At 41.5% G+C, this 22227-nt stretch carries 14 protein-coding genes; 10 read left to right on the top strand and 4 right to left on the bottom strand.

Translation table 11 applies throughout. The annotated features are described in order from the left end of the window. The first annotated feature begins 130 nt into the window (after positions 1-130). A complete protein-coding gene (gene pflB, locus F0475_RS01645; protein WP_155715107.1) occupies positions 131-2377 on the top strand; it encodes a formate C-acetyltransferase in 2247 nt (748 codons plus the stop codon). Beyond that, the gene (pflA, locus tag F0475_RS01640) at positions 2364-3146 is read left to right on the top strand and encodes a pyruvate formate-lyase-activating protein (RefSeq protein WP_234422929.1); all 783 of its coding nucleotides are present in this window, start codon (positions 2364-2366) and stop codon (positions 3144-3146) included. Before pflB ends, pflA begins: the two co-directional genes overlap by 14 nt. 31 nt (positions 3147-3177) lie before the next feature. On the opposite strand, the gene F0475_RS01635 is transcribed toward pflA, so the two are convergent. Next, complete coding sequence (locus F0475_RS01635; protein ID WP_155715106.1) at positions 3178-3972, bottom strand: DUF4738 domain-containing protein; 795 nt, start codon at positions 3970-3972, stop codon at positions 3178-3180. A 26-nt stretch (positions 3973-3998) separates the two neighbouring features. Beyond that, entirely contained in the window at positions 3999-4553 is a 555-nt protein-coding gene (gene rfbC, locus F0475_RS01630; protein ID WP_155715105.1) for a dTDP-4-dehydrorhamnose 3,5-epimerase, read from the bottom strand. A gap of 163 nt (positions 4554-4716) precedes the next feature. On the opposite strand from rfbC, the gene F0475_RS01625 reads away from it, so the two are divergent. Both F0475_RS01625 and F0475_RS01620 read left to right on the top strand, forming a co-directional pair. Then, on the top strand, positions 4717-5715 hold the full coding sequence (locus F0475_RS01625; RefSeq protein WP_394349990.1) for an HU domain-containing protein: 999 nt from the start codon (positions 4717-4719) through the stop codon (positions 5713-5715). A 50-nt stretch (positions 5716-5765) separates the two neighbouring features. Beyond that, entirely contained in the window at positions 5766-6299 is a 534-nt protein-coding gene (locus F0475_RS01620; RefSeq protein WP_155715104.1) for an FHA domain-containing protein, read from the top strand. 148 nt (positions 6300-6447) lie between these two features. Here the strand turns inward: F0475_RS01620 and nrdG are convergent, their stop codons facing one another. Beyond that, complete coding sequence (nrdG, locus tag F0475_RS01615; protein WP_155715103.1) at positions 6448-6915, bottom strand: anaerobic ribonucleoside-triphosphate reductase activating protein; 468 nt, start codon at positions 6913-6915, stop codon at positions 6448-6450. Continuing rightward, positions 6861-9002, bottom strand: a complete 2142-nt coding sequence (gene nrdD / locus F0475_RS01610) for an anaerobic ribonucleoside-triphosphate reductase (RefSeq protein ID WP_155715102.1) — start codon at positions 9000-9002, stop codon at positions 6861-6863. Before nrdD ends, nrdG begins: the two co-directional genes overlap by 55 nt. A gap of 723 nt (positions 9003-9725) precedes the next feature. Between nrdD and bamD the strand changes: the two genes are divergently transcribed. From bamD to F0475_RS01580, 6 genes are all read left to right on the top strand, one after another. Then, complete coding sequence (bamD, locus tag F0475_RS01605) at positions 9726-11315, top strand: outer membrane protein assembly factor BamD (protein WP_199879766.1); 1590 nt, start codon at positions 9726-9728, stop codon at positions 11313-11315. Between the two features lie 510 nt (positions 11316-11825). Further along, positions 11826-14825, top strand: a complete 3000-nt coding sequence (locus F0475_RS01600; RefSeq protein WP_155715100.1) for a SusC/RagA family TonB-linked outer membrane protein — start codon at positions 11826-11828, stop codon at positions 14823-14825. A 14-nt stretch (positions 14826-14839) separates the two neighbouring features. After that, entirely contained in the window at positions 14840-16462 is a 1623-nt protein-coding gene (locus F0475_RS01595; RefSeq protein ID WP_155715099.1) for a RagB/SusD family nutrient uptake outer membrane protein, read from the top strand. Between the two features lie 27 nt (positions 16463-16489). After that, positions 16490-18211, top strand: coding sequence for a BACON domain-containing protein (locus F0475_RS01590; protein WP_155715098.1), 1722 nt, complete (start codon positions 16490-16492; stop codon positions 18209-18211). Between the two features lie 12 nt (positions 18212-18223). After that, positions 18224-21076 (top strand): S8 family serine peptidase, encoded by a 2853-nt coding sequence (locus F0475_RS11955; protein ID WP_155715097.1) that lies wholly within the window; start codon positions 18224-18226, stop codon positions 21074-21076. A gap of 10 nt (positions 21077-21086) precedes the next feature. Then, positions 21087-22031, top strand: a complete 945-nt coding sequence (locus F0475_RS01580; protein WP_155715096.1) for a PorV/PorQ family protein — start codon at positions 21087-21089, stop codon at positions 22029-22031. Positions 22032-22227 lie beyond the last annotated feature (196 nt).

Below are 22227 nucleotides of genomic sequence, written 5' to 3'. Positions count from 1 at the left end.
ATTAATCTAACCACTTGATATTACGTTTTTTTGCCTATCTTTGTCCATTGTAAGTTAATAATGTCATGTTGGTATAACCATTTACCAACATATTCACTAAATGTTTTATATAATTAAAGAATTGCCAATTATGGACAAAGCATGGAGAGGATTTACTGGTACAAAGTGGCTCAATGAAGTCAATGTGCGTCAATTTATCCAAGACAATTACAATAGTTATGATGGTGATGCTTCATTCCTTGAAGAACCAACAGCTGCAACTAATAAACTCTGGGGCATGCTTAAAGAACTTCAAAAGCAGGAACGCGCTAAGGGAGGAGTATTAGATATGGAGACGGAGGTCGTATCTAGTATGACAGCTTACGGTCCCGGATATATCGGTGAAGGGACAAAGGAAATGGAGAAAATTGTAGGTTTGCAGACAGACAAGCCTCTGAAACGTGCTTTCATGCCTTATGGTGGTATCAAGATGGCAGAACAAGCATGTACAACCTATGGTTATGAACCATCGAAGAAACTGCATGAAATCTTCACAAAATACTGTAAGACGCACAATGATGGGGTCTTTGATGCTTATACAGATGAGATGAAACTCGTCAGACATAACCATATCCTTACTGGGCTTCCAGATACTTATGGACGTGGACGTATCGTTGGTGACTATCGCCGTGTGGCGCTTTATGGCGTTGATTTCCTCATCAATGAGAAAGCAAAAGACCTACGAAATTGTGGCGACGGAACGATGACTGAAGATGTTATTCGCCTACGTGAAGAAATCTCTATGCAAATGAAAGCATTGAAGGAGATGAAAGAGATGGCTGCAATCTATGGTTATGATATTTCAAAGCCAGCAACCAATGCACATGAAGCAGTACAGTGGCTTTACTTTGGATATCTCGCTGCTATAAAGACACAGAATGGTGCTGCCATGTCAGTAGGGCGTATCTCAACCTTCCTCGACATCTATATTCAACGTGATCTCAACGAAGGTACACTTACAGAAAAGGACGCACAGGAACTTATCGACCACTTAGTTATGAAGTTCCGCATGGTAAAATTCGCACGTATACCATCATATAATCAACTCTTCTCAGGCGATCCAGTATGGGCAACGTTAGAGGTTGCTGGAATGGGAATGGATGGTCGATCCATGGTTACGAAGAATGATTTTCGTTTCCTCCATACGCTTGAGAATATGGGACCATCGCCCGAACCAAACCTTACAGTATTGTATAGTTCACGTCTTCCAAAGCACTTTAAGGACTATGCCGCAAAGATATCTATATCAACAAGCTCTATCCAATACGAGAACGATGATGTAATGCGTCCAATCTGGGGAGACGACTATTCTATCTGTTGTTGCGTCTCTGCGACACAGACGGGAAAGGAGATGCAATTCTTTGGAGCACGTGCAAACCTTGCTAAATGTCTGACTTATGCTATCAGCGGAGGCGTTGATAGTAAGACAAGAGAGCAGTGTGGACCTGCTTACCGACCAATAGAAGGGGACGTAGTAACCTATGATGAGTTCATGCCTCGCTTCATGGATATGATGGAATGGCTAGCTGGTGTTTATGTAAATACACTGAACTTGATTCATTATATGCATGACAAATACTTCTATGAGGCGGCAGAACTTGCACTTATTGATACTGATGTGCGTCGTACTTTCGCAACAGGTATTGCAGGTTTTAGCCATGTGGTAGATTCTATTTCAGCTATCAAGTATGCTAAAGTTAACATCATCCGTGATGAAACAGGATTCCCTATAGAGTTCAAAACAGAGGGTGACTTCCCACGTTATGGTAATGATGATGACCGTGCAGATGATATCGCTGTATGGTTGTTAAAGACCTTCATGAACATGATACGAAAGCACCACACCTATCGTAATTCAGAGCCTACAACAAGTATTCTTACCATCACTTCGAACGTTGTATATGGTAAATTTACTGGGAATATGCCTGATGGTCGTCCTGCAGGTGCGCCACTTGCTCCTGGTGCTAATCCATCTTATGGAGCAGAGCAAAATGGCTTGTTAGCATCATTGAACTCAACTGCTAAGCTCCCATACGAGTATGCTCTCGATGGAATCTCAAACACTCAGACCATCAGCCCAGATGCTCTTGGACACAACGAAGAGGAACGTATCAGCACACTCGTTGGTGTTATGGATGGCTACTTCGACCGTGGTGCACACCATTTGAACGTTAATGTATTTGGTGTTGACAAACTGATTGACTGTATGGAACATCCAGAAAAGGAAGAGTATGCTAACTTCACCATTCGTGTAAGTGGTTACGCAGTGAAGTTTATAGACCTCACACGCGAACAGCAGATGGATGTTATTGCTCGTCGGGCACATGGATCAATGTAAAATGGATAGTTTGCAGACAGATATCTCACATTTATCAGCTCCCGAGACAATGCTTCGGATACACTCTGTAGAGTCGTTCGGATCGGTTGACGGACCTGGTATTCGCTTTGTAATATTCCTTAAAGGATGTGCAATGAGGTGTCAGTACTGTCACAATCCAGATACTTGGGATAGGGCGGGGGGTAACCTCCGCTCTGTTGATGAGGTTCTTGCACAAGCACTAAGATACCAAAGTTATTGGGGAGAGAAGGGTGGTATCACTGTTAGTGGTGGTGAAGCCTTGTTACAAATACGCTCACTTACAGAGTTATTCCGCAAAGCTAAGGCGTTAGGAATCAGTACTTGTCTTGATACATCAGCACAACCATTCAGTCGGGATACAACTAATTTCTCTGCTTTTGAGGAATTAATGAACTATACAGATTTAATACTTCTAGACATAAAGCACATTGACAACAATGCACATAAGCAACTTACAGGTTGGAAGAATGAGAATATTCTAGACTGCGCACGTTATCTTTCTGATATTAAAAAGCCTGTTTGGATAAGACATGTGCTAGTTCCTGGAATCAATGATGACGATGATTCCTTACATAAACTTCGTAATTTCCTTGATTCATTAGGTAATATCGAACGTGTAGAGGTGCTACCATATCATGATTTGGGCGTATATAAATGGGAACAGCTGGGCTTACCTTACGCATTATCAGAGGTTAAACCACCTACAGAAGAGAATATACTCCATGCGCGTAAGATATTAACAGAATAATAAAAGCCTATACTTTTAAGTGTTCTACGGCTTATCTTAACTTCTTAGACATCCTCCCGTCTGGCGTAATTCTTAGTTCGACAACATACGTAGTAGAGGCATCTGGGATTCCAATAAGGGCATCATAATAAAGAGCCTTTGCATCAGCACGTGTGAAGTAGAGCTTACGAAGGATACTCTTATTGAGGAAGTCTTTTGTTATTAAGGGCTGGAACTCCTGCTTACGGAAGTCATGTGCAAAGACAGGAGTACCATGGTTGAAGAGACGCAAGGATGCAACATTGTCCAAATACATGTTATCAACCTCTACACCATCGCCGTTATAAGTTGATTTTATTACCTTATCTGATGTTGTTTGCACATGTATTTTGCTTTCAAAATAGCCTAAATCAGTACGGATCGTTGTATCTTGTGTTTGCTCATCGAAGGTATTCATCGCATAAACATGATACCCAAAAGAAGGATATAACGCCTTATCTGTACTCTTCACGAGCTTTACCTCTTCACCATTCTGGTTGATAAACTTCAATACATGAGGCGCTTGTTTATCTATCTTATAGCCATTTACGTTCTGACCTTGTAGGTAGAGCGTATCTTGATAAACCCAAAATCGCACAGGCATACTAGCCGAGTCTGGATAGAAAATACTATCACCTTTGACCAACACAGCAGGATCTCCACTGTCACCATTTATCCATAAGCCCTGCAACATCTCCTTTGCTTGTTTGTCCTCATGCGTTTTCTGATAGTCAGCACTTCGGTCTCTACAAGCAGAGAAGATTAGTAACGAGGCAAACACAACACATGCGATTATCGTTTGTTTCATCTCTTGTTTTCTAGATAGAGAGGCGTTTATTCAAATTTCTCAGCATCTTCCCATGCTAATGACTTAGCATCATCTTTCTCAGAAAGTAGAACATCCTTTGCTTCAACAGGCCATTTAATATCAACGAACTCATCATTCCATCGAATACTGGCTTCGCTTTGTGGTGCATAAACATTATCCACCTTATAAGTAAAGATAGCCTCATCAGACAATACGAGGAAGCCATGTGCGAAGCCACGAGGGATGAAGAACTGACGCTTATTATCCTCAGATAACTCTACTAAAACATACTTCCCGAAGGTAGGAGAGCTCTTGCGGAGATCGACAGCAACATCAATTACCTTCCCCTTGATGACTCTTACCAATTTAGCTTGTGAGTTCTCACCCTTCTGGTAATGCAGTCCTCGTAACACGCCAAAGCTAGATTTAGACTCATTATCTTGTATGAAATCCACGTGATAACCGATATGTTCATCAAATTCTGCCTGTTTGAATGCTTCAAAAAAATAGCCTCTTTGATCGTTAAAAACCTTTGGTTCAATCACCCATACACCCTCAATGTCAGTCTTTATATATTCCATTTCTTACTTTGTTATATGTTCTAAGCAATTAAAGATACTTACCTTTCGCAAAGATAAAGATAATTATTGATAAGGAGAAGATTTACTAACTTTTTCCGCTATGATGGTATATTTTAATTGAAGAGACTTGCCACTTTAGAATAAAATAGCTAATTTTGCAAACGTGACAAAACTCGACAGACATATAGAAATACTTCTCTTGGAGAATGATTGTGTTATTGTTCCAGGGCTAGGTGGCTTTGTTGCTCATCATGTATCAGCTAGATACGATGAGCAAGACAGCTTATTTCTGCCGCCATATCGCACCCTTGGCTTCAATGCACAGCTCACAATGAACGACTCCTTATTGGCTCAATCATATGTAGATGCGTATGATATGAGTTATCCCGAGGCGCTTCGTCAGATAGAGAATGAAGTCAATGAGATTTATCACACGCTAGAGAATGAAGGCTTTGTAGAGCTTTCCGATCTTGGAAAACTAGCTACAAATAGTGAAGGGAAACTAGAGTTCGAGCCTTATGAAAGCGGTATCTTGACCCCAATGTATTATGGTTTAAGTAGTTTTGAAGCATCACAAATTATGGAGTTAGGTGATGATAATCATGCAGACCTAGCTATTTCTGATGCACAAGAACGTAAGTCTAAGCTTATATACATTGATAATTCGGATAAAGAAAATAAACGTTTGAGTATTAGTTTGCACGCTGTTCGTAGTGTTGCAGCTGCCGCTGTATTCCTAACGGCAGTATTCTTAGTTGCCTTCCCAGGCTCCACGAAGAATGGAATGTCCGAACGCCAGATTAAGAGTGGGGTACTTTATAATCTTTTCGACTCTAGTGATACTTCTAAAACATCCGTACATTTCAAACCGCTCCGAGCTATTGCTACAACAGATAATACACCCACTAAGGATGTAACAGATAATCCTTCACACTACTGGGCGATTGTAGTTGCAAGTCACGTAACCGAACTGAATGCACGTACTTATGTACAACGTATGCAGAAAAAAGGGCTTGAAGATGCTCGTGTTTATGAAGGGATTGAGAGCCTCAAAGTACTTTATGGCTATTATGCAAGCCAACACGAGGCACGCAAGCAACTAAATGCAATGAGCGGAATGACCTTCTTTAAGAATGCTTGGATTATAGAGATTGATAAGTAATAATCCGTCGTTAACTATTCAAGTGAAATCCTCTTATATCCTTATTATATATGAAACGTGTAAGATGTCCTAAGTGTGATAACTTTATCACATTCGATGAGACAAAGTATAAATCAGGGCAACGTCTAGTCTTTCAATGCCCTCAATGTGGTAAAGAGTTTGGTATTAGAATAGGCGTTTCGAAGTTACGTAAGACGCAGAAGGAGGAGAATAACCAACCAACTGATGATGAACAACAGGGTGAGTATGGCTCTTTACATGTTATTGAAAACGTTTTCCACTTTCGACAAGTAATCCCTTTACAGATGGGAGAAAACGTTATTGGACGTTATATGAAGGGCAATCCAATTAACTGTCCGATAGAGACTGTTGATCCAAGTGTCGATATGACACATTGTGTCATTACTGTTAAGCGTGACAAGAAAGGGCAGTTACAATATGTTCTTCGTGATGGTCCGTCATATACGGGTACGTTCGTTGACAACGTGATACTCGGTGATCGTGAGCGTAGAGTGATAGAGGATGGAACGCTATTTACCATCGGTGCAACAAGTATTATCCTACATACTGGAGAAGAGGATTAGGTTTTCATGATATAGGACTATCATTTGATAGTCCTATATTATTTGTTCCGTATGCCTCATTTAATTGACCCGTATGCCTCACTTAATTGACACATATGCCTCACTTAATTGACACGTACACCTCACTCATTCGGTCTATACACCTTATTTATTTGTTCCAAAAACGGGAGGTAATGTCTTCGAAGCTGTTATCTGGGCGCCTACGCAACATACGTTGATTGGTTTTTGGTGAATTAAGTGCGCCAAGATGACGTAGATAAGGTCCCACCTTTATATAATCAAAATACTCCATGTGTATGTCTGGAGATATAGATGTACGCCCCGTATACCAGCCTATTTTAAGGTTAGGGTAATGCAGCTTTACATATAATGCAAGATTATCTATAGCCGAGGGATCAGCATCTCCCCCCATAAAACCTATACATGTAATCGGCTCACCAACCCCCTCTATAAGAGTAGTTAGTGAGTCGATTGTTAATTCTTCACCCTTATTTGCCCATAAGAAGCTGCTATGGCATCCCGGGCAACGGCATGGGCAGCCCGTGATGTTGATAGCTAGTGTTACTTCATCTGGGTACTCTTGGAATACGATGTCTGTGTTACAGTATCGGAGCATGTGTCTGTGTGGATGTAATAACGGCGGTGTGCTTCCTCTTGACGAGGTACAGAGAAGTTGCTAACTCGCTTCATGTATCCTATAATACGTGTGAGATAGTCAACGTTCTTAGAGTGACAATGAGGGCATTCATGCAGGTATCTCTTATCGATGTGACCGCAGTCATTACAGATGGTGTTCGGTATGTTGAATGTGAAGTAGTTACATCCTTCTTGTGCCGCAACACGTAGAAGTTGTCGATACTGCGGTTCGGAGAGATGTTCCTCAAGGTTCATGTGAAGTGCAGAACCGCCTGTTAGATGTTCAATATAGGGCTTCCCGTGCAGTTTGAACTTATCGAGAATCGTGAGAGAATTGTCTTCTACACGATAGAAATAGCTATTGTAGCAGTCACGAGGCACAAAGTAACCATCTTCCTTATCCCATTTAGCATGCTTAACACCCACATTCTCTGCAGGAATCATCTCACAATTAAACATTGCCTCCTTAGTTCTAAATGCCTTATTCTGCGTCTCTATCAATCCTAACACATCTTGCACGAACTTCTTGTAATCGTCATTAGGATTGATATCAAGCCCCATGAACTCCGCAGCCTCTACTAGTCCGTTGATACCAATAGTGAGGTATTGGCGGTCAATGTTGATATATCCAGCATCAAAGAGAGGCAACATGTGGTTGTGCAAAAGCTCTTTAAGATTCTCATTGTAGGCTAATTGCACCTTGTGGCACAACTCTATGATGTGAGTTAGGTATTCCTTATAATCCAAGTCATGGTTTACAGCATATTGAATACAACGATTTAAGTTAATGGTAAGCACACTCTTTGAACCAGTTGACACTCCACCAGCTCCCAAAGTATATGAGAATCCATTGTCTTGTATCTCATTTCTCAGTCGACAACACGAGCTCAACGAGTCTGCGTTATCGCTCATATAAGTGAAGAAGCTATGCCCTTGCGCATACATCTGTGCCGCAAAGTCTCCCCACTCTTGGTCTTTACAATCGCCATTCTCGGCTAATAACGCCATAGTCTCTACTGGGAACGTGAGGACAGTCTTAAGTCTTTCCTGGTTAAACCACGTCATGAAGCGCTTTTGCAACCATGAGAGACTTTCCCAATCAGGCTGCGATCCATCTGGAAAATAGAAGTTCCCGAAGAGCGATTCGAAGTAGGGACGATCATAGTAAGATATATTCCAGAACACAGCCTGGTAGTTCCTTGCTCCCGTGGGTTGATTTAGTGAGTAGACAATCTGCTCGAAGTCGTCCGTAATTATCTTATCTATTGTACGGCGTTTAACGCTTAGATCCACCACTTCATCCGCTCTCTTCCAATAGTCCTTACCGTATTCTTTCTGAATAAAGTAGTTCATGTACATCAGAAACTCTGGTGTGGCGCAGGCTCCGGCAAGCATAGAAGAGACCATGAAGACCATATTTATAAAGCCACCACAGAAACTCTTCAGATTCGTTGGGGCTGTAGAATTACCACCGATAGACGTTGTTCCACCGATTAACCATGGGTACATCGTAATGGAAGCACAATAGTTTGCGAGGTTCGTCTCGTCGTTCTTATATATAAAATGGTGTGTCAAGAGGTCGATGTATTCGTCAGCAAGTGGCTTACCATACATCTTTTTGATTCGTTCCACGAGTAGACGACGATTCAAACGGATAAATCCTTGCTTTGGTAACTCGCCTATCAACGTTGCAATGTTCTTATGTTCTACATTCGCATTAGCATCGAACTTCGATCCAGTAGCAGCATTCTTCGCCTCGCAGTAATCGGAGAGAAACTTCATCTTCTCTAATGTCTCGCGGTCTTCTGTGTGCTGTTGACGATAGACGATGAAGCTCTTTGCAACCTTATAGTAGCCTTCCTTCATCAAAGCAAACTCTACTTGGTTCTGGATATCCTCCACTTTTATATCGTTGTGAATGTCTAAGTCCGACAAGATACGCGATACAATGCCTATATCCGTTGGTTCGTTCACACTTTGGAAAGCCTTAACTATGGCGTTCATTATCTTGTCAAGGGAGAAAGGCACTTTATCTCCATTGCGCTTAGTGATGGTAAAGTTCTTCATTTCTATTATATAGTTATTTTGTTTTTAGACAACTTTCTCAATTTGTTTCTTAGTTTCTTTAACTGGTTTATAAGTGATATTTATATTACATATATCGCTTATTACCAGAACAATAGCTTATTTCTTTCGTCGCTAGATGCTACTACTTTTATTGTTAGTTTTGGACAACTTTCTTTCTAAATGAGCGTCAGAAGTTTTCCAATTTGTGCAACTCTACGATTGCAAAGATAGCCAAAAGTATTCTTAAAAACAAACTTTTAGCTGTTTAAAAATGCTTATTTTTTGTGCAATTTTGCGCTTCTATTTATGCAAATATCAGTGCTATAAATGATTAAGAAGAACTAGTTGTAGTTGTGCTTTATGGTTCTCTCTTTTGCGATATACTATCTGGACAAGAGGTTCTAATCTATCACTTGAATAAGTATCAATTCTCCCTTACGAATGTCGTGAGGCTGTTCTATTATATATATAATAAGGTGAAAAGACATAGATAAGGTTTTTTAACTAATAAAGAGGTGCCTACTTCGCTGTTTTTATTTACTTTTGTTGATGTTTATTAATAGTGATATAGCCACCTAACAGTGTCATTTTTAAATCAAGATCACTATTCTTAGCATTATAGGAGATTATGAAACAGCGTTTTACACACTATATCATTCTCTCACAAAGGAATCTTTATGAATAACTAAATGAATGTTTTTTATACATCTTTTTAATACTATTATGAACGTAAAAGTAAGTTTTTTATTGGCAGCCCTGCTGACAGCTCCATTGTTGGCAAGCCCTGTGAACGCAAGTCCAACAAGTTCTTATCAGATTAACAAAGGCACTAGTGTGCGTGAGCGATTGGCTCAAATACGTGCAATGATGAATCGCGGGAACTATACCGCAGCAAAGGCAGCATTGAAAAAGATGATGAGTGGGAACTTAAACAGTCAATTAGCACGTGACATGTATGCTGAGTGTGAGACAGCCATCAAACAGCAACAAGAAGCAATCAAACTCGAGTTTGACGAGGCATGCGAGAGCGAGTCTAAGTGGGAATTAGAGTCTTTTATTCGTAAATATCCTAATAGCCAATATACCAAAGAAGCAAGGGAACAACTCGCAGACTTGGTTCTTTGGCAGCAAGCAACTACATTGAATACCATCGAGGCTTACCAACGTTACCTTAGTAAAACCTCTGTCTTCGCTTACACCCAGGCGGCAAACACCAAGATTAAAGAGCTAAAGGAGGAGGAAACACGTAAGCAGATGGAACAAGATTGGAGGCTTATCAAAGATGCTGGAGATGAGTCGGCTTTAAATGAATTTATGAAGAAGTATCCACAAACCAACTATCTAGACCAAATCAAGAAACGATTGAATATTCTTCGTGGTATACGTTGTTACAAACAAGGCGACACCTCTTCTGCTTATTCCTATTTGTCGGCAGCAAACGAGCAAGAGACTCTTACGGGCGAAGCTGCTACTTATTTGAAAGAGTTGCAAGCTAAACGTGAGTATGAAGAAATCGCAGAGAGCAATGATATTGACCGTGTGAAATATTATCTCAATGCGCTTTCAACCTCAAGTCCTTACTATAACAAGGCTTGTAACCTATATGCCATTCTTTTAGCAAAGCAGCTCTCGTCTTCATCAGTAGATTATGATTATCAGTTGGCACTATCCTATGTAAAGGATGAAGCAACACGTACAATAGTAACAAGCTACATAAATGTTGCAAAGGCGCAGAGGTCTACTTATGTGCATAGAAGAAAGATTCTTGACCGCAAACAGTGGTGGCGTACTAACCTACAAGTGGGTATTGAAGGTGATTTCGAGACCAATCTTAGTGATAACATTGGTTCAGATATGTTCTATTCAGGCGGTTTGATGATTCGCTTCGGTAGTTATCAACAAGTTGTGAGCATGACTGCTGGTGCAAAGTTCAGGGTTTTTATGGTGAATCCAGACCTCGGTGGAACCAATAGATATGGTGAGGATGAGCGTTGGCATGTGCTGGGCTATGCTGTTGGAGTACCTGTGAACGTTCGTTTCAATGTAGCTCGTCTCTCTACACGAAGTCGTTTCTTTATTGGTGGAGGTATCGAGTTCGGTGTAACAACGATTGCGAAAGAGAAAAACAAGGGTGTTATGAACAAGTCATACATGGCTTATTACCCACAGATAGGTGTACTTTCTCCCAACTTTGAGATGACCCTTTACTGGAAGACTTATGCACCTGCACCATTCTCAAAGAACATTATTTCAAGAGGAAATATTTATGATTGTAAGAGTATGATAGGGGCTTCTATGTCTATTTTCTTCTAATTTACAAAGCGGGAAGCAACATTCTTCTCAAATTTAAGAAAGGCTTTCCTCATCATAAGGAGAGCCTTTCTTTGATACAAAGGGAGGCTCTCTTCCTATTAAAGAAACGCCCCCTTTCAATTAAAGAGAGGCTCTTCTCATAAAGGAAAGAGATTCTTTTGCTTTTTAAGTAATATTTATTTTCATTATAATTCACTACCTTTAGAGGATAAATAAAAAGCGTTCTTCGTTGTAATAACACGTTTTTAATCCTCCTTTTAATAAGAAATCGTAGTGGAGTAAGCGAATTATAGCAATCGAAATGATACCTTGATTGAAAAAAAGTTACTATTCGTTAGTCATTTAATAAATATTATACTTATATTTGCAAACATGTATAACCTGTAGTTAAAAACCTCCTTAAGAGTACTAATAACTACCAACTATTTATTTAGATACTATTTTTGAGCTTGTTCTGGACACCAGTGTCAAGCCATGAAAAGATTATAATCAACCTGAATAATTACATTTATGAAACTAAGAACGTGGATGTTTATCCTGTTTCTGTTCGCTGGACTAGGTTCCGCCTTAGCCCAGTCTATAACAGTTAAAGGTAACATTGTAGATGAGAATGGGGAAGCTTTACCAGGCGTAAGTATTATCCCTAAGTCAGCACCTAAGTCGGGTATTGTGTCGGACATAGATGGTTCGTTCACCCTAAACGTGCGTAGTGGAGAGAAGTTAACATTCAGTTTTGTTGGCTACAACAGCGTTGAACGCATTGCAGCTCCGCAAATGAATGTCAAGATGGAACCCACTGAACAGATGATGAATGACGTTGTTGTCGTTGGTTACATGGAACGGAAGGTGGCAAACACATCGGCTTCTGTCATCAAAGTTGGTGCTAAAGACCTTGAGATGAAACCTGTTGCTAACCCCTTGGATGCCGTGCAAGGTAAGGTGAGCGGACTACAAGTCTTCTCCTCTTCTGGTGAGCCTTCTGCACGCTTATCTATGGCACTTCACGGGCAAGGGTCGCTTGGGGCGGGTACTGGCCTATTGGTTATCATGGATGGAATGCAGGTCAGTATGGCTGTATTACAAGCGATGAATCCCAATGACATTGAGAGTGTTCAGTTCCTAAAGGATGCAGCTGCAACCTCTATTTATGGTGCTCGTGCTGCTAATGGTGTTATGTATGTTACCACGAAGCGAGGACGCACGGAGACTCGTCCTAGTATAAATATTCGTGCGCAATATGCTGTTTCTTCACTTGCTAATACCGATTATTTCGACCAGTTGATGTCGGGTCCTGAGTTACTAAGATACTATGAGGAAACAGGTATATATACGCCCCAAGAGGTTGCAACCTTTAAAGAGAGATACTTTAAAGAAACCGACTTTCAATGGTATAAATACATCTATCAGTCAGCACCAATGTATACTGCAGATGTCTCTGTATCTGGTGGTAACACAGGTGTAAGATACTATCTTTCAGGTGGAGCACTTAGTCAGGATGGTCTGAGAATGGGCTCTAGTTATAATAAAGTATTCGGTCGTATCAATCTCGATGCGAAGTTAAATGAATGGGTAAGAGCCAATATCAACACTCAAGTATCATACGATGCTACACGTGTATCTCCCTTTGGTAACAACAATGCAGTGGGTGGTGGACTAGCAGCAATGAATGCTCCTTTCGCCTCACCTTACGACCCTAACACTGGCAAAGAACTAGTGCGTGTACCTTTATTAGACATTGCCACGCCTTCACATGTTATTGAAACGAACCCTGCGAAGACAAATAATTTCATTTTATCTACCAATGGTAATCTCACCATTACACCTCTTAAAAACCTTACCTTACGCTCTTTAATAGGTCTGGAACTCGATTATGGCAATAGTCGTTCACGCACTCTTCCTAGCTATTATCGTGCTTATGGCAATGGAAGTTCCGAACGTTCGTTCTCGATGGCATCGAATATTACCATCACAAATACGGCTTCATATAACATGACCTTTGGTGATCATCATCTGACAACACTGCTCGGACATGAATACACCAACTATAAAGACGATGGCTTCTCGGCTGAAGGTTCGGGGATATTAGACGATCGACTCTATTTACTTAACAATGCAACTAAGAATAAGAACATCGGTGAGGACACGAATGGATACGCTTTCTTGTCATTCTTCACACAGTTGTCTTATGACTTCTCAGAGCGTTACTTCGTTGATCTTGTCCTACGTAACGATGCTTCTTCACGCTTTGGAAAGAATAAGAGAAATGGTCTTTTCTGGTCATTGGGACTGCTATGGAAAGCTAAGAAAGAGAAGTTCTTACAAGACATAGCATGGTTAAATGATTTAGATGTAAAGGCGAGCTATGGTACTCAAGGTAACTCTTCTATCCCTCCATATAGCACTTCGGCTTATGTTGGAAAGGTTGGTCAAAAGATGGGGGACATGAGTTTAGGCTTCATAAGTATGGGTAATCCCGACCTTGGATGGGAGCATCAAAGCAAGTTCACAGTAGGTGTGAAGACTCGTATTCTCAATCGTTTAGACTTGAATGTGGAGTATTATAATCGTGTAACAAGCGATATGCTCTTTGAAGTTCCGCAACCTTATACATCTGGCTTAACGGTGGGTAGTGCTGGTTATCCTACTCGTTATGAGAATGCAGGACGCTATCTGAACCAGGGTATCGACCTCCAGATGAATGTAGACATCCTACGTGGACGCGACTGGGGAGTATCTGCTAATGCGAACCTCAACTATAATAAGGATAAAGTTCTCGAACTCTTCGAGGGTAGGCAATCGTGGCAAGAACCAGGCGGACAGCTCTCTTACGTTGTTGGAAAACCTGTTCAATTCGTCTTACCATTATATAAAGGTGTAAATCCTGATACTGGTGTGCCTGAATGGTATCGCCCAGGAGCAGACAAAAACAAGCCTCATCGTGATGATAAAGATGTGGTCAACGAGTGGTCAAGTTCGCTGAGTCAGAACACAGGAGTTGATGCTTACACTCCATTCACTGGTGGTTGGGGTATCTCGGCATACTGGAAAGGCTTCTATCTAAACGCTGATTTCTTCTTTGCAATAGGCAAACACATGATATCAATGGATAAGCAGTTCTATGAGAATGACTACTTTGTTCGTGACAAGAAAGATAACTTCAATGGCTCAAGAAGACTTTTCGATTATTGGAAACAACCAGGAGATAAGACGGAATTCCCATCTCTTGCATGGGTTCGTGACCCTTCTCACCAGAGTACATACTTAGACTCGAAGATGCTGGAAAACGCTTCTTTTATGCGCTTAAAGAACTTCACTCTGGGCTATGAATTACCTCGCAGAATGCTTGGACAGCAAAAGGTTATACGTTCAGCAAAGGTATTCTTCACAGGTCGTAACCTATTAACATTTACGAAGTTCCGTGGTATTGATCCTGAAGTAAACCGTAACGTCTCTTATGGAGTGAACCCTAATACAAAACAGATGAGCGTTGGCGTGGAATTAGGTCTTTAACAATTATACAACAAATGGATATCTATATGAAAACAACAAAGATATTATTCTGGGCATGCGCACTCTTGTTTACACTGCAAGCATGCGACTTGGATCGTGATCCTGCTAACTACATAGACTATGAAAAGTCGTATCGTAACATGCAGGATGCCAAGAAGTGGGATAATGGAATATACTCAACTTTACGTGGAAAGTTCGGTGGTGCGTATGTTATTCCACAAGAGGCTCAAGCAGACATGCTCAATGCACACGCTGCTTTCGGCAACCTTTATGGTGAGTTCCATGGCTGGACTATTAAGCCAGAAAGTGCCGTTTTGCAGGAGTTATACCACTCTTATTATGCAGCACTCATCGATGCAAACGTTGTATTGAAGCTGTTACCAAAAATGGAGGTGAGCAGTGATGAACAGGTACAAAGGAATCATTTTCTTGGTGATGCCTACTTTGCTCGTGCCTTTTATCACTTCAATTTAGCCTTACGTTGGGGCATGATTTATGATAAGAATACAGCTGACAAGGATCTTGGAGTGGTATTGGAAACAGAACCTGGATCGATTGATAAACCGAAAAGAGCAACCAATGCAGATACCTATAAGCTCATTCTTGCAGATTTAGGAAAGGCTGATTCGCTACTAAAGGATGTGCCAGTAAAGCCCGGGAACACTGAGATTAATGCAGATGCAGTAAAGGCTCTGAGAGCAAGAGTATACCTTTATATGGGAGACATGGCAAAGGCTTATAACGAAGCTAAGCAACTGATTGACCATGGGACATATCCTCTCATTGAGCCTTATTATGGTAGATTAGATGCGAACAATAGGGTAGATGCACGTGAAGATGCCTTTGCGCAGATGTGGTTCTACGATGATGGGAAAGAACAAATATGGCAACCTTTCGTGGACAAGGAGAATGAGATCGCAACAACAACAGGTTTCTACGGGGCAGACTTATCTACTGCCACCTATTGGGATAATCAACATGATGCAAGTAAAATAGGCGATTATAACAAGCCTGCATATGTACCAACTAGAGAAGTTATCAACGATTTATTCTCTGGTGAGAACGACCATCGTGCACAGGTTCTATTCGAGTTCGTCCATACGACAGTCAATGATATGAATGCCTCAACTCAGCTCTATGTCATATCGAAGTTCAAAGGTAATCCTAACTACGCAACACTCAATAGCACGCATTGGGGTGGTTATGTGCCTAATGGGAATCAAGCTCCTAAGCCTTTCCGTATCGCTGAACAATATCTGATTGTAGCTGAAGCTGCATACGACTTAGGCAACATCAATGATGCACAAAACTATCTTAACCTATTGCGTAGATCGCGTGGTTTAGATCCAACAGACCTCACTGGCGACGCTTTATATCAAGAGATAAAGAATGAACGAGCACGTGAGTTGGCTTATGAAGGCTTCCGTCTTTGGGATTTAAGACGATGGAAACAAGGCGTAAAGAAGCGTACTTTCCAGGGAAGAGAGAATTATTACATGGTTCCTTCAGCATTCTATGCAGGTGGATATAAGGTTGATATTCAACCAGACAACTATATGTTCGTATGGCCATTGCCTATGAACGAAACATTAATCAATACTAATCTCTTACCTAATCCAGGATGGGGAGACAAATAGATAATGCTTTATTAAAAACGAAACACTATGTATAAGAGATTTAAAATATGGATGGGCTTGGCTATAGCTGTACTAGTTGTTGCATGCCAAAAAGATCTTGTATTAGGAGGAACTGACCACATTGTCTTAGGTGAATCGACGGCAGTAACGCTTGTGCAAGAGGGTGAAACGAAACTTGTAGACGTCTCTTCTTTAGGTGATGAATGGCAAATTGAGAATGACACACACAATACCTGGCTCACAGCAATTCGAAGAGGAACAACTCTAGAGTTAACCGCTACGACTAATAATGATGCTGACGAACGTCGTACAGAGGTTACTATTGCAACTCCAACGAGCAAACAGACGATTACAATTACACAATTCGGAACAGAGCCAACAATCGCTGTTGATGGAAGTAATGGTACGCTTATTCTTAATCACGAGGCACATACTGGCGTTGAATTAAAGATTATTTCAAACTCTGATAACTGGACAGTTGAACAATTAGACACAGCCAATAACAACTGGCTTAGTTATGCCGTTGATCTCAAACAACGCAAGTTAACACTCAATCTCACCGCTATCGAACGCAATAGCCCATGGGCACAGACCAGTCGAAGTGAGAAGCTCTTCCTATCTAATGGCAATAGACATTACGAGCTAACTATTATGCAGAATGGCTTTGTTCAGTTCCAGTTACCAGTGTGGGATTTCGATAACTTCGATATTAATAAGGTAATAGCAATGGAGGCAGAAAGGCATAATCTTCGTGATAAAGCATTTGAGATTGACTCGCTCTTACCTTATCATCAGGATCAAAAGAAGGTGTTTACTGTGTTCCATTCACCAGGAGAACAGGCTCCACACATCCTCTATCAACAGAAGAACTATGGTACAGATATGTATTGCGCATGGCTTAAAGCACCCAAAGGAAAACTATTCCAACAAGAGTCGTATGAGCCTTGGCTGAACCAAAACAACTTCAAACTAGGTAATAAGCAACGACTTGATACGGAGTCACAATATTATAATGAGGAGAAAGACAGAACTCGTTTACTGACAATATACAACTCTGTTGACAATTTCAAGATGGCTGGTGGCATCTTTAGAAGTGCTTGCATGAAGTACTTGGAAACGTCTAATAGTTTAAAACTGAATAGTGATGGAAAGGCAGAGACATTCCCTGTGTTCCCTTCAGATTACCTACATAATAAGGCTTTCAAACTCGATCAAGTAGTTGCATTCGAACGCCAACGTGGTATGAAGCCGGACTATTATAACCAGTTTAACTCAGAGAATGTCACAGCCACAACAGAGGATCCTCTCTGTCATTACTCACGCTTAATATTTGTACCAGAGAACGAGAGTTATGAGCCTGGAACACTAGCGTATGTTATCTACTTCTTCAACTGGCAAGGTATCACGGAAGAAGATATTGATGCTGGACTAGTGCAAGATAAGGACCTTAGTGGTACAGTGGGATCATGTCAAGTGTTCTATCAGGGAGGTGACGTTTTCTACACTCGTGAGGAACAAGGAACGCCTGGTGTCTACTCATGGTATGAATATTCTCTACCCTTTAGTACACGTCGTGCAATAGAAGATAAGGGCTATAGTCTATTCAGAGAGGCTAGTGGTGGATTCGCAACATTCTATCGCGGCAGTGAGAATCTGATAGACCTTCGCCCACAAGAGAGCCGTACCGTCATCACTTACTACAAGAGTAAGCACTACGTTGACTTAATAAAGAAGAACCTTAACTACTAGATTTTAAGCATGATGAAAAAGTTTAGAAACATATATTTATCGCTTATTAGCGTGGCACTCATCGCTGGGCTCTGTACGTCCTGTAATGATGATATGCTCGAGTCAAGCAATCAACAAACCACAACAAAGCCTTCCTACGAGAGCTTTCCATGGGAACCTGGAATGGCTTATATCAAGTTGAAAGCAAGCGTATCACCTACTACGCGCGCAGCAACACAGACTGTTTCTCGTGCCACAATACTTGATGATGCAACCGTGAAAGTCGAACAAGTGTTTGACATGACGAATGAGTATGCCAACCTCAAGAGGGCTCGTGGCTTAGATAGATGGTTTGTTGTCAAGTTCGACAAGGCTAAAGATGTAGGCGAGGTTATCAATGAACTTAAGCGTGATCCAGCAATTGAAAAGGTGCACGGAAGTGTTCAGATTGTTCCTTCTGAAGTGACTTATACACCAACCACACGTGCTCCTATCAATCCAAGAAGACTTAGAGACGCTAATGATGGACAAGGACCTCTCTCTTTTAGTGACCCCTATTTAAAGTATCAATGGCATTACACCACAACGATAGAACAATATATGACGTTCCAACCTGGGGCTGATATTGATTTATTCCCTGCTTGGCAGAAAGAGACTGGAGACCCACATGTAGTCGTAGCTGTAATGGATTCAGGTATAGACTTCACACATGAAGACCTTGAAGGAGCGGCATGGGAAGGTAAAGATCCTAAGACTGGTGAGACCATCCATGGGCGTAACTTCTGGGCAGAAGAGACTGGTCAAGACGATCCGAATCATATCATTGCAGGTGCTCATGGTACCCACGTGGCTGGTACCATCGCTGCCCGCAACAACAACGGAATAGGTGTTTGCGGTATTGCTGGTGGTAATGGTGATGCCAACTCGGGCGTTCGCTTAATGAGTTGTGAGATCTATGGACATGATGGAACGACTGAGACTGCAACGACAAAGTACATTGTTAAGGCCTTTGAATTTGCTGCCGAGAATGGTGCATCAGTAATGAACTGCTCGTGGGGATACGCTTTCGACCGCAAGAAATACCTTAATAATGAGAATTTCCAAAGCATTTTCAAGAGTCAGTTCGACCTACTAAAAGATGGCATAGACTACTTTACTGACGTTGCTGGATGCGACAAAGATGGTAAGAAGAAACCTGATGCTTATATGAAAGGTGGACTCATCTTCTTTGCTTCGGGTAATGACTCTCAATATGACATAGATATGATTCCGGCCTCTTATAATCGTGTAGTAGCAGTTGGAGCTATCAATAGTCTCGGTGTGCCAACAGCCTATATGAACAAGGGACCATGGGTAGATGTACTTGCTCCAGGTGGTACTACTGAGACTGGATCTGTCAATCAAGGCGTATTGAGTACAGTGCCTAGTGACTATGAATATGGCATGACTGGACCCTATCCCAATACAGACTTTACGTTGCCATCAGACTCTCATTATGCCTTTGCACAAGGTACTTCTATGGCAACACCACACGTTACAGGCATTGCAGCTCTTGTAGTGTCTAAGTTTGGAAAGACGAATCCTAACTTCACAAATGAGGATCTTCGCCGTCGCATTCTAGGTGCTCTTAAAGACAAGAATCCCTATGAAGTTAAAACAGATGAGAACCTAGCTGGCAAGATGGGACTCGGTTATATCGATGCCCTCTATGCGCTTTCTGACCCTGAGACAGAGGCTCCTGAAGCTCCAACTATCACTATCACCGACTATTCTTCACATGCAACAAAGGGTTATTACGATGCTAACATCACATGGAATGTGACGGCTGATAATGATGCTCTAAACGATGAACACACAGCTTTTGCCTATGACATTCAACTCTTCAAGAAGTCTGATTTAAGTACTCCCGTACAATCTTTTACACGCTTCTCTTATAACATGTCTGTCGGAACAGAGATGCAACAAGAGTTTACCGGACTAGAGACTGACATGGAGTATGTCGTTAAGATGGTTGCTCGCGACCGCTTCAACAATCGCTCGCAAGAGGTTTCAACCAACTTTAAAACGCGTCTGAACCATGCTCCTATATTCACAGATATGATAGAGAAGAATCTTCGATTACTTGATACACAGCCTTACTATCATAAGATATTACCAGTGAAAGATGAGGATGGACATAGTTGGACATACTCAACAACAGAACTTCCTCAAGGCGTAGAACTAAAGCGTATCGGTGATACTTTCGACTTACTCATTAAGGTGGGGGCGCAGGGTACATATCAATTCGATATCACACTCACTGATCAACTGGGTGGTAAAACAACGCAGACAATAGCTTATGAGGTTATTCCTCATACCGCTCCGGAACTCACGAGTCCAATAGGTGACATCTCACTGTTCGCAAATGGGGAAGCAATCGAGGTCAATCTCGCTCACGTCTTCACTGCTTCTAGTGGAAAGACAATGCATTACACGGTAACTTCTAATAATGAACAAGTGGCAAAGGTGGCTGTTGAAGGAACCAAGTTAATCGTTACTCCAGGACAAAAAGGACTTACGAAACTCACCATAACAGCCATTGATGGCAGTAGACGAACAACCACTTCGGCTATCGTCCGAGTGACAGATAAGAATGCACCTGACGTTCATGTCATTTATCCAAATCCTGCACATAGCTACATCAAAGCCCTTATGCGCAGTAATGTCACAAAGGTCAGAGCTATCATAACATCACTTCATGGACAAAAACTCATTGATCAGTCGATGACACCCGATAGTCGAACACATGAGGTCACATTAGGTATCGACCGCCTTGCACCAGGTACTTATTACCTCTTGCTAACGACAGATCGCCTCACTAGTAAACACGTATTTATAAAGAAATAATCGGTAATTTATGAAGAAGATAACGATAGCTCTTCTCGTCTTGGCTATGGGTTCGACGATGAAGACAGCCGCACAAAGTAGGATTATACCTGTCCTTGAGTCTAATCCAGACGCTCGCACGGAGGCAATGGGTGGTACATTGCTTGGCAACACAAGCCAGATGCACATTTATACAAACCCTGCAGCCTTCACTTATGGCGATAAACAGTTCTCCATTGATGCGTCAATTACAGGACAGCCAAAGACAGATGAGGGGCGACTCATGCAATATAACCTCGCAACGGGATACCAATTTAAGAATCATTCGGCACTTATGGCGGGTGTACGTTATATGGGCGGACTAACCATACAACCGATAGCTGCAGTGGGAGAGACGAAAGAAATAAAGCCTTATGACGTGGCTCTCGACCTCGGTTATTCGTTTCCTGTAACAAAGGAGATTGCTGTTTATGCCACTGCTACCTATGCTCGAAGCCATGCTGAAACGAGTACTAACGCATTAGCCTTTAGTGTTGGAGCAGCATATCAAACGGACTTTAATCTCACAAAGGATGTTCCAACGACATTGACAGTGGGCGCACGATTGATGGACTTCGGCAAGGATGTGAAGTTTGATAACACTGGTATTCCTCAAAGTCTGCCCACTTCTCTTGTCGTGGGAGGCGATTGGAACGTGAGAATAGCACCTAAGCATGCTCTTACCTACGCACTTTCTTATCGTTATTTCACACCGAAAGATGGGCATGAAACGCTCGTTGGCACTGGTCTGGAGTACACTTACAACCGTATAGTGTCTGCACGTGTAGGCTATCAGTATGCTGACAAAGGTTCAGATGCGTTTACCTTTGGTGCTGGAGGACAATGGGCAGGCTTCAAACTAGACATTGCTTATCGTCAAGCCTTTAAGCATTATGGTATTAATGGACTCATCGTTGGGCTAGGGTATAGCTTCTAGTTATAGACATAAATAGCTTCAATAAGAACTATCTGAAGGCTCGTTTAATCTATACTAAAGATGTGTTATCCATGATAAGAAAACCTAGTAATAAACAAATAGAATATTACTTCAAATAGAACCTATTATCATTTGAAGTCGTAGATTATAATTGTTGGATTGAACGAGAGCCTTTCTTTGAAACAAAGGGAGGCTC

Origin of the sequence: Prevotella vespertina, from assembly GCF_009728485.1 — a bacterium.
In the GTDB taxonomy this organism is placed as follows: domain Bacteria; phylum Bacteroidota; class Bacteroidia; order Bacteroidales; family Bacteroidaceae; genus Prevotella; species Prevotella vespertina.
Note: the sequence above shows the minus strand (reverse complement) of the source record. Positions and strands in the feature narration are given on the sequence as shown.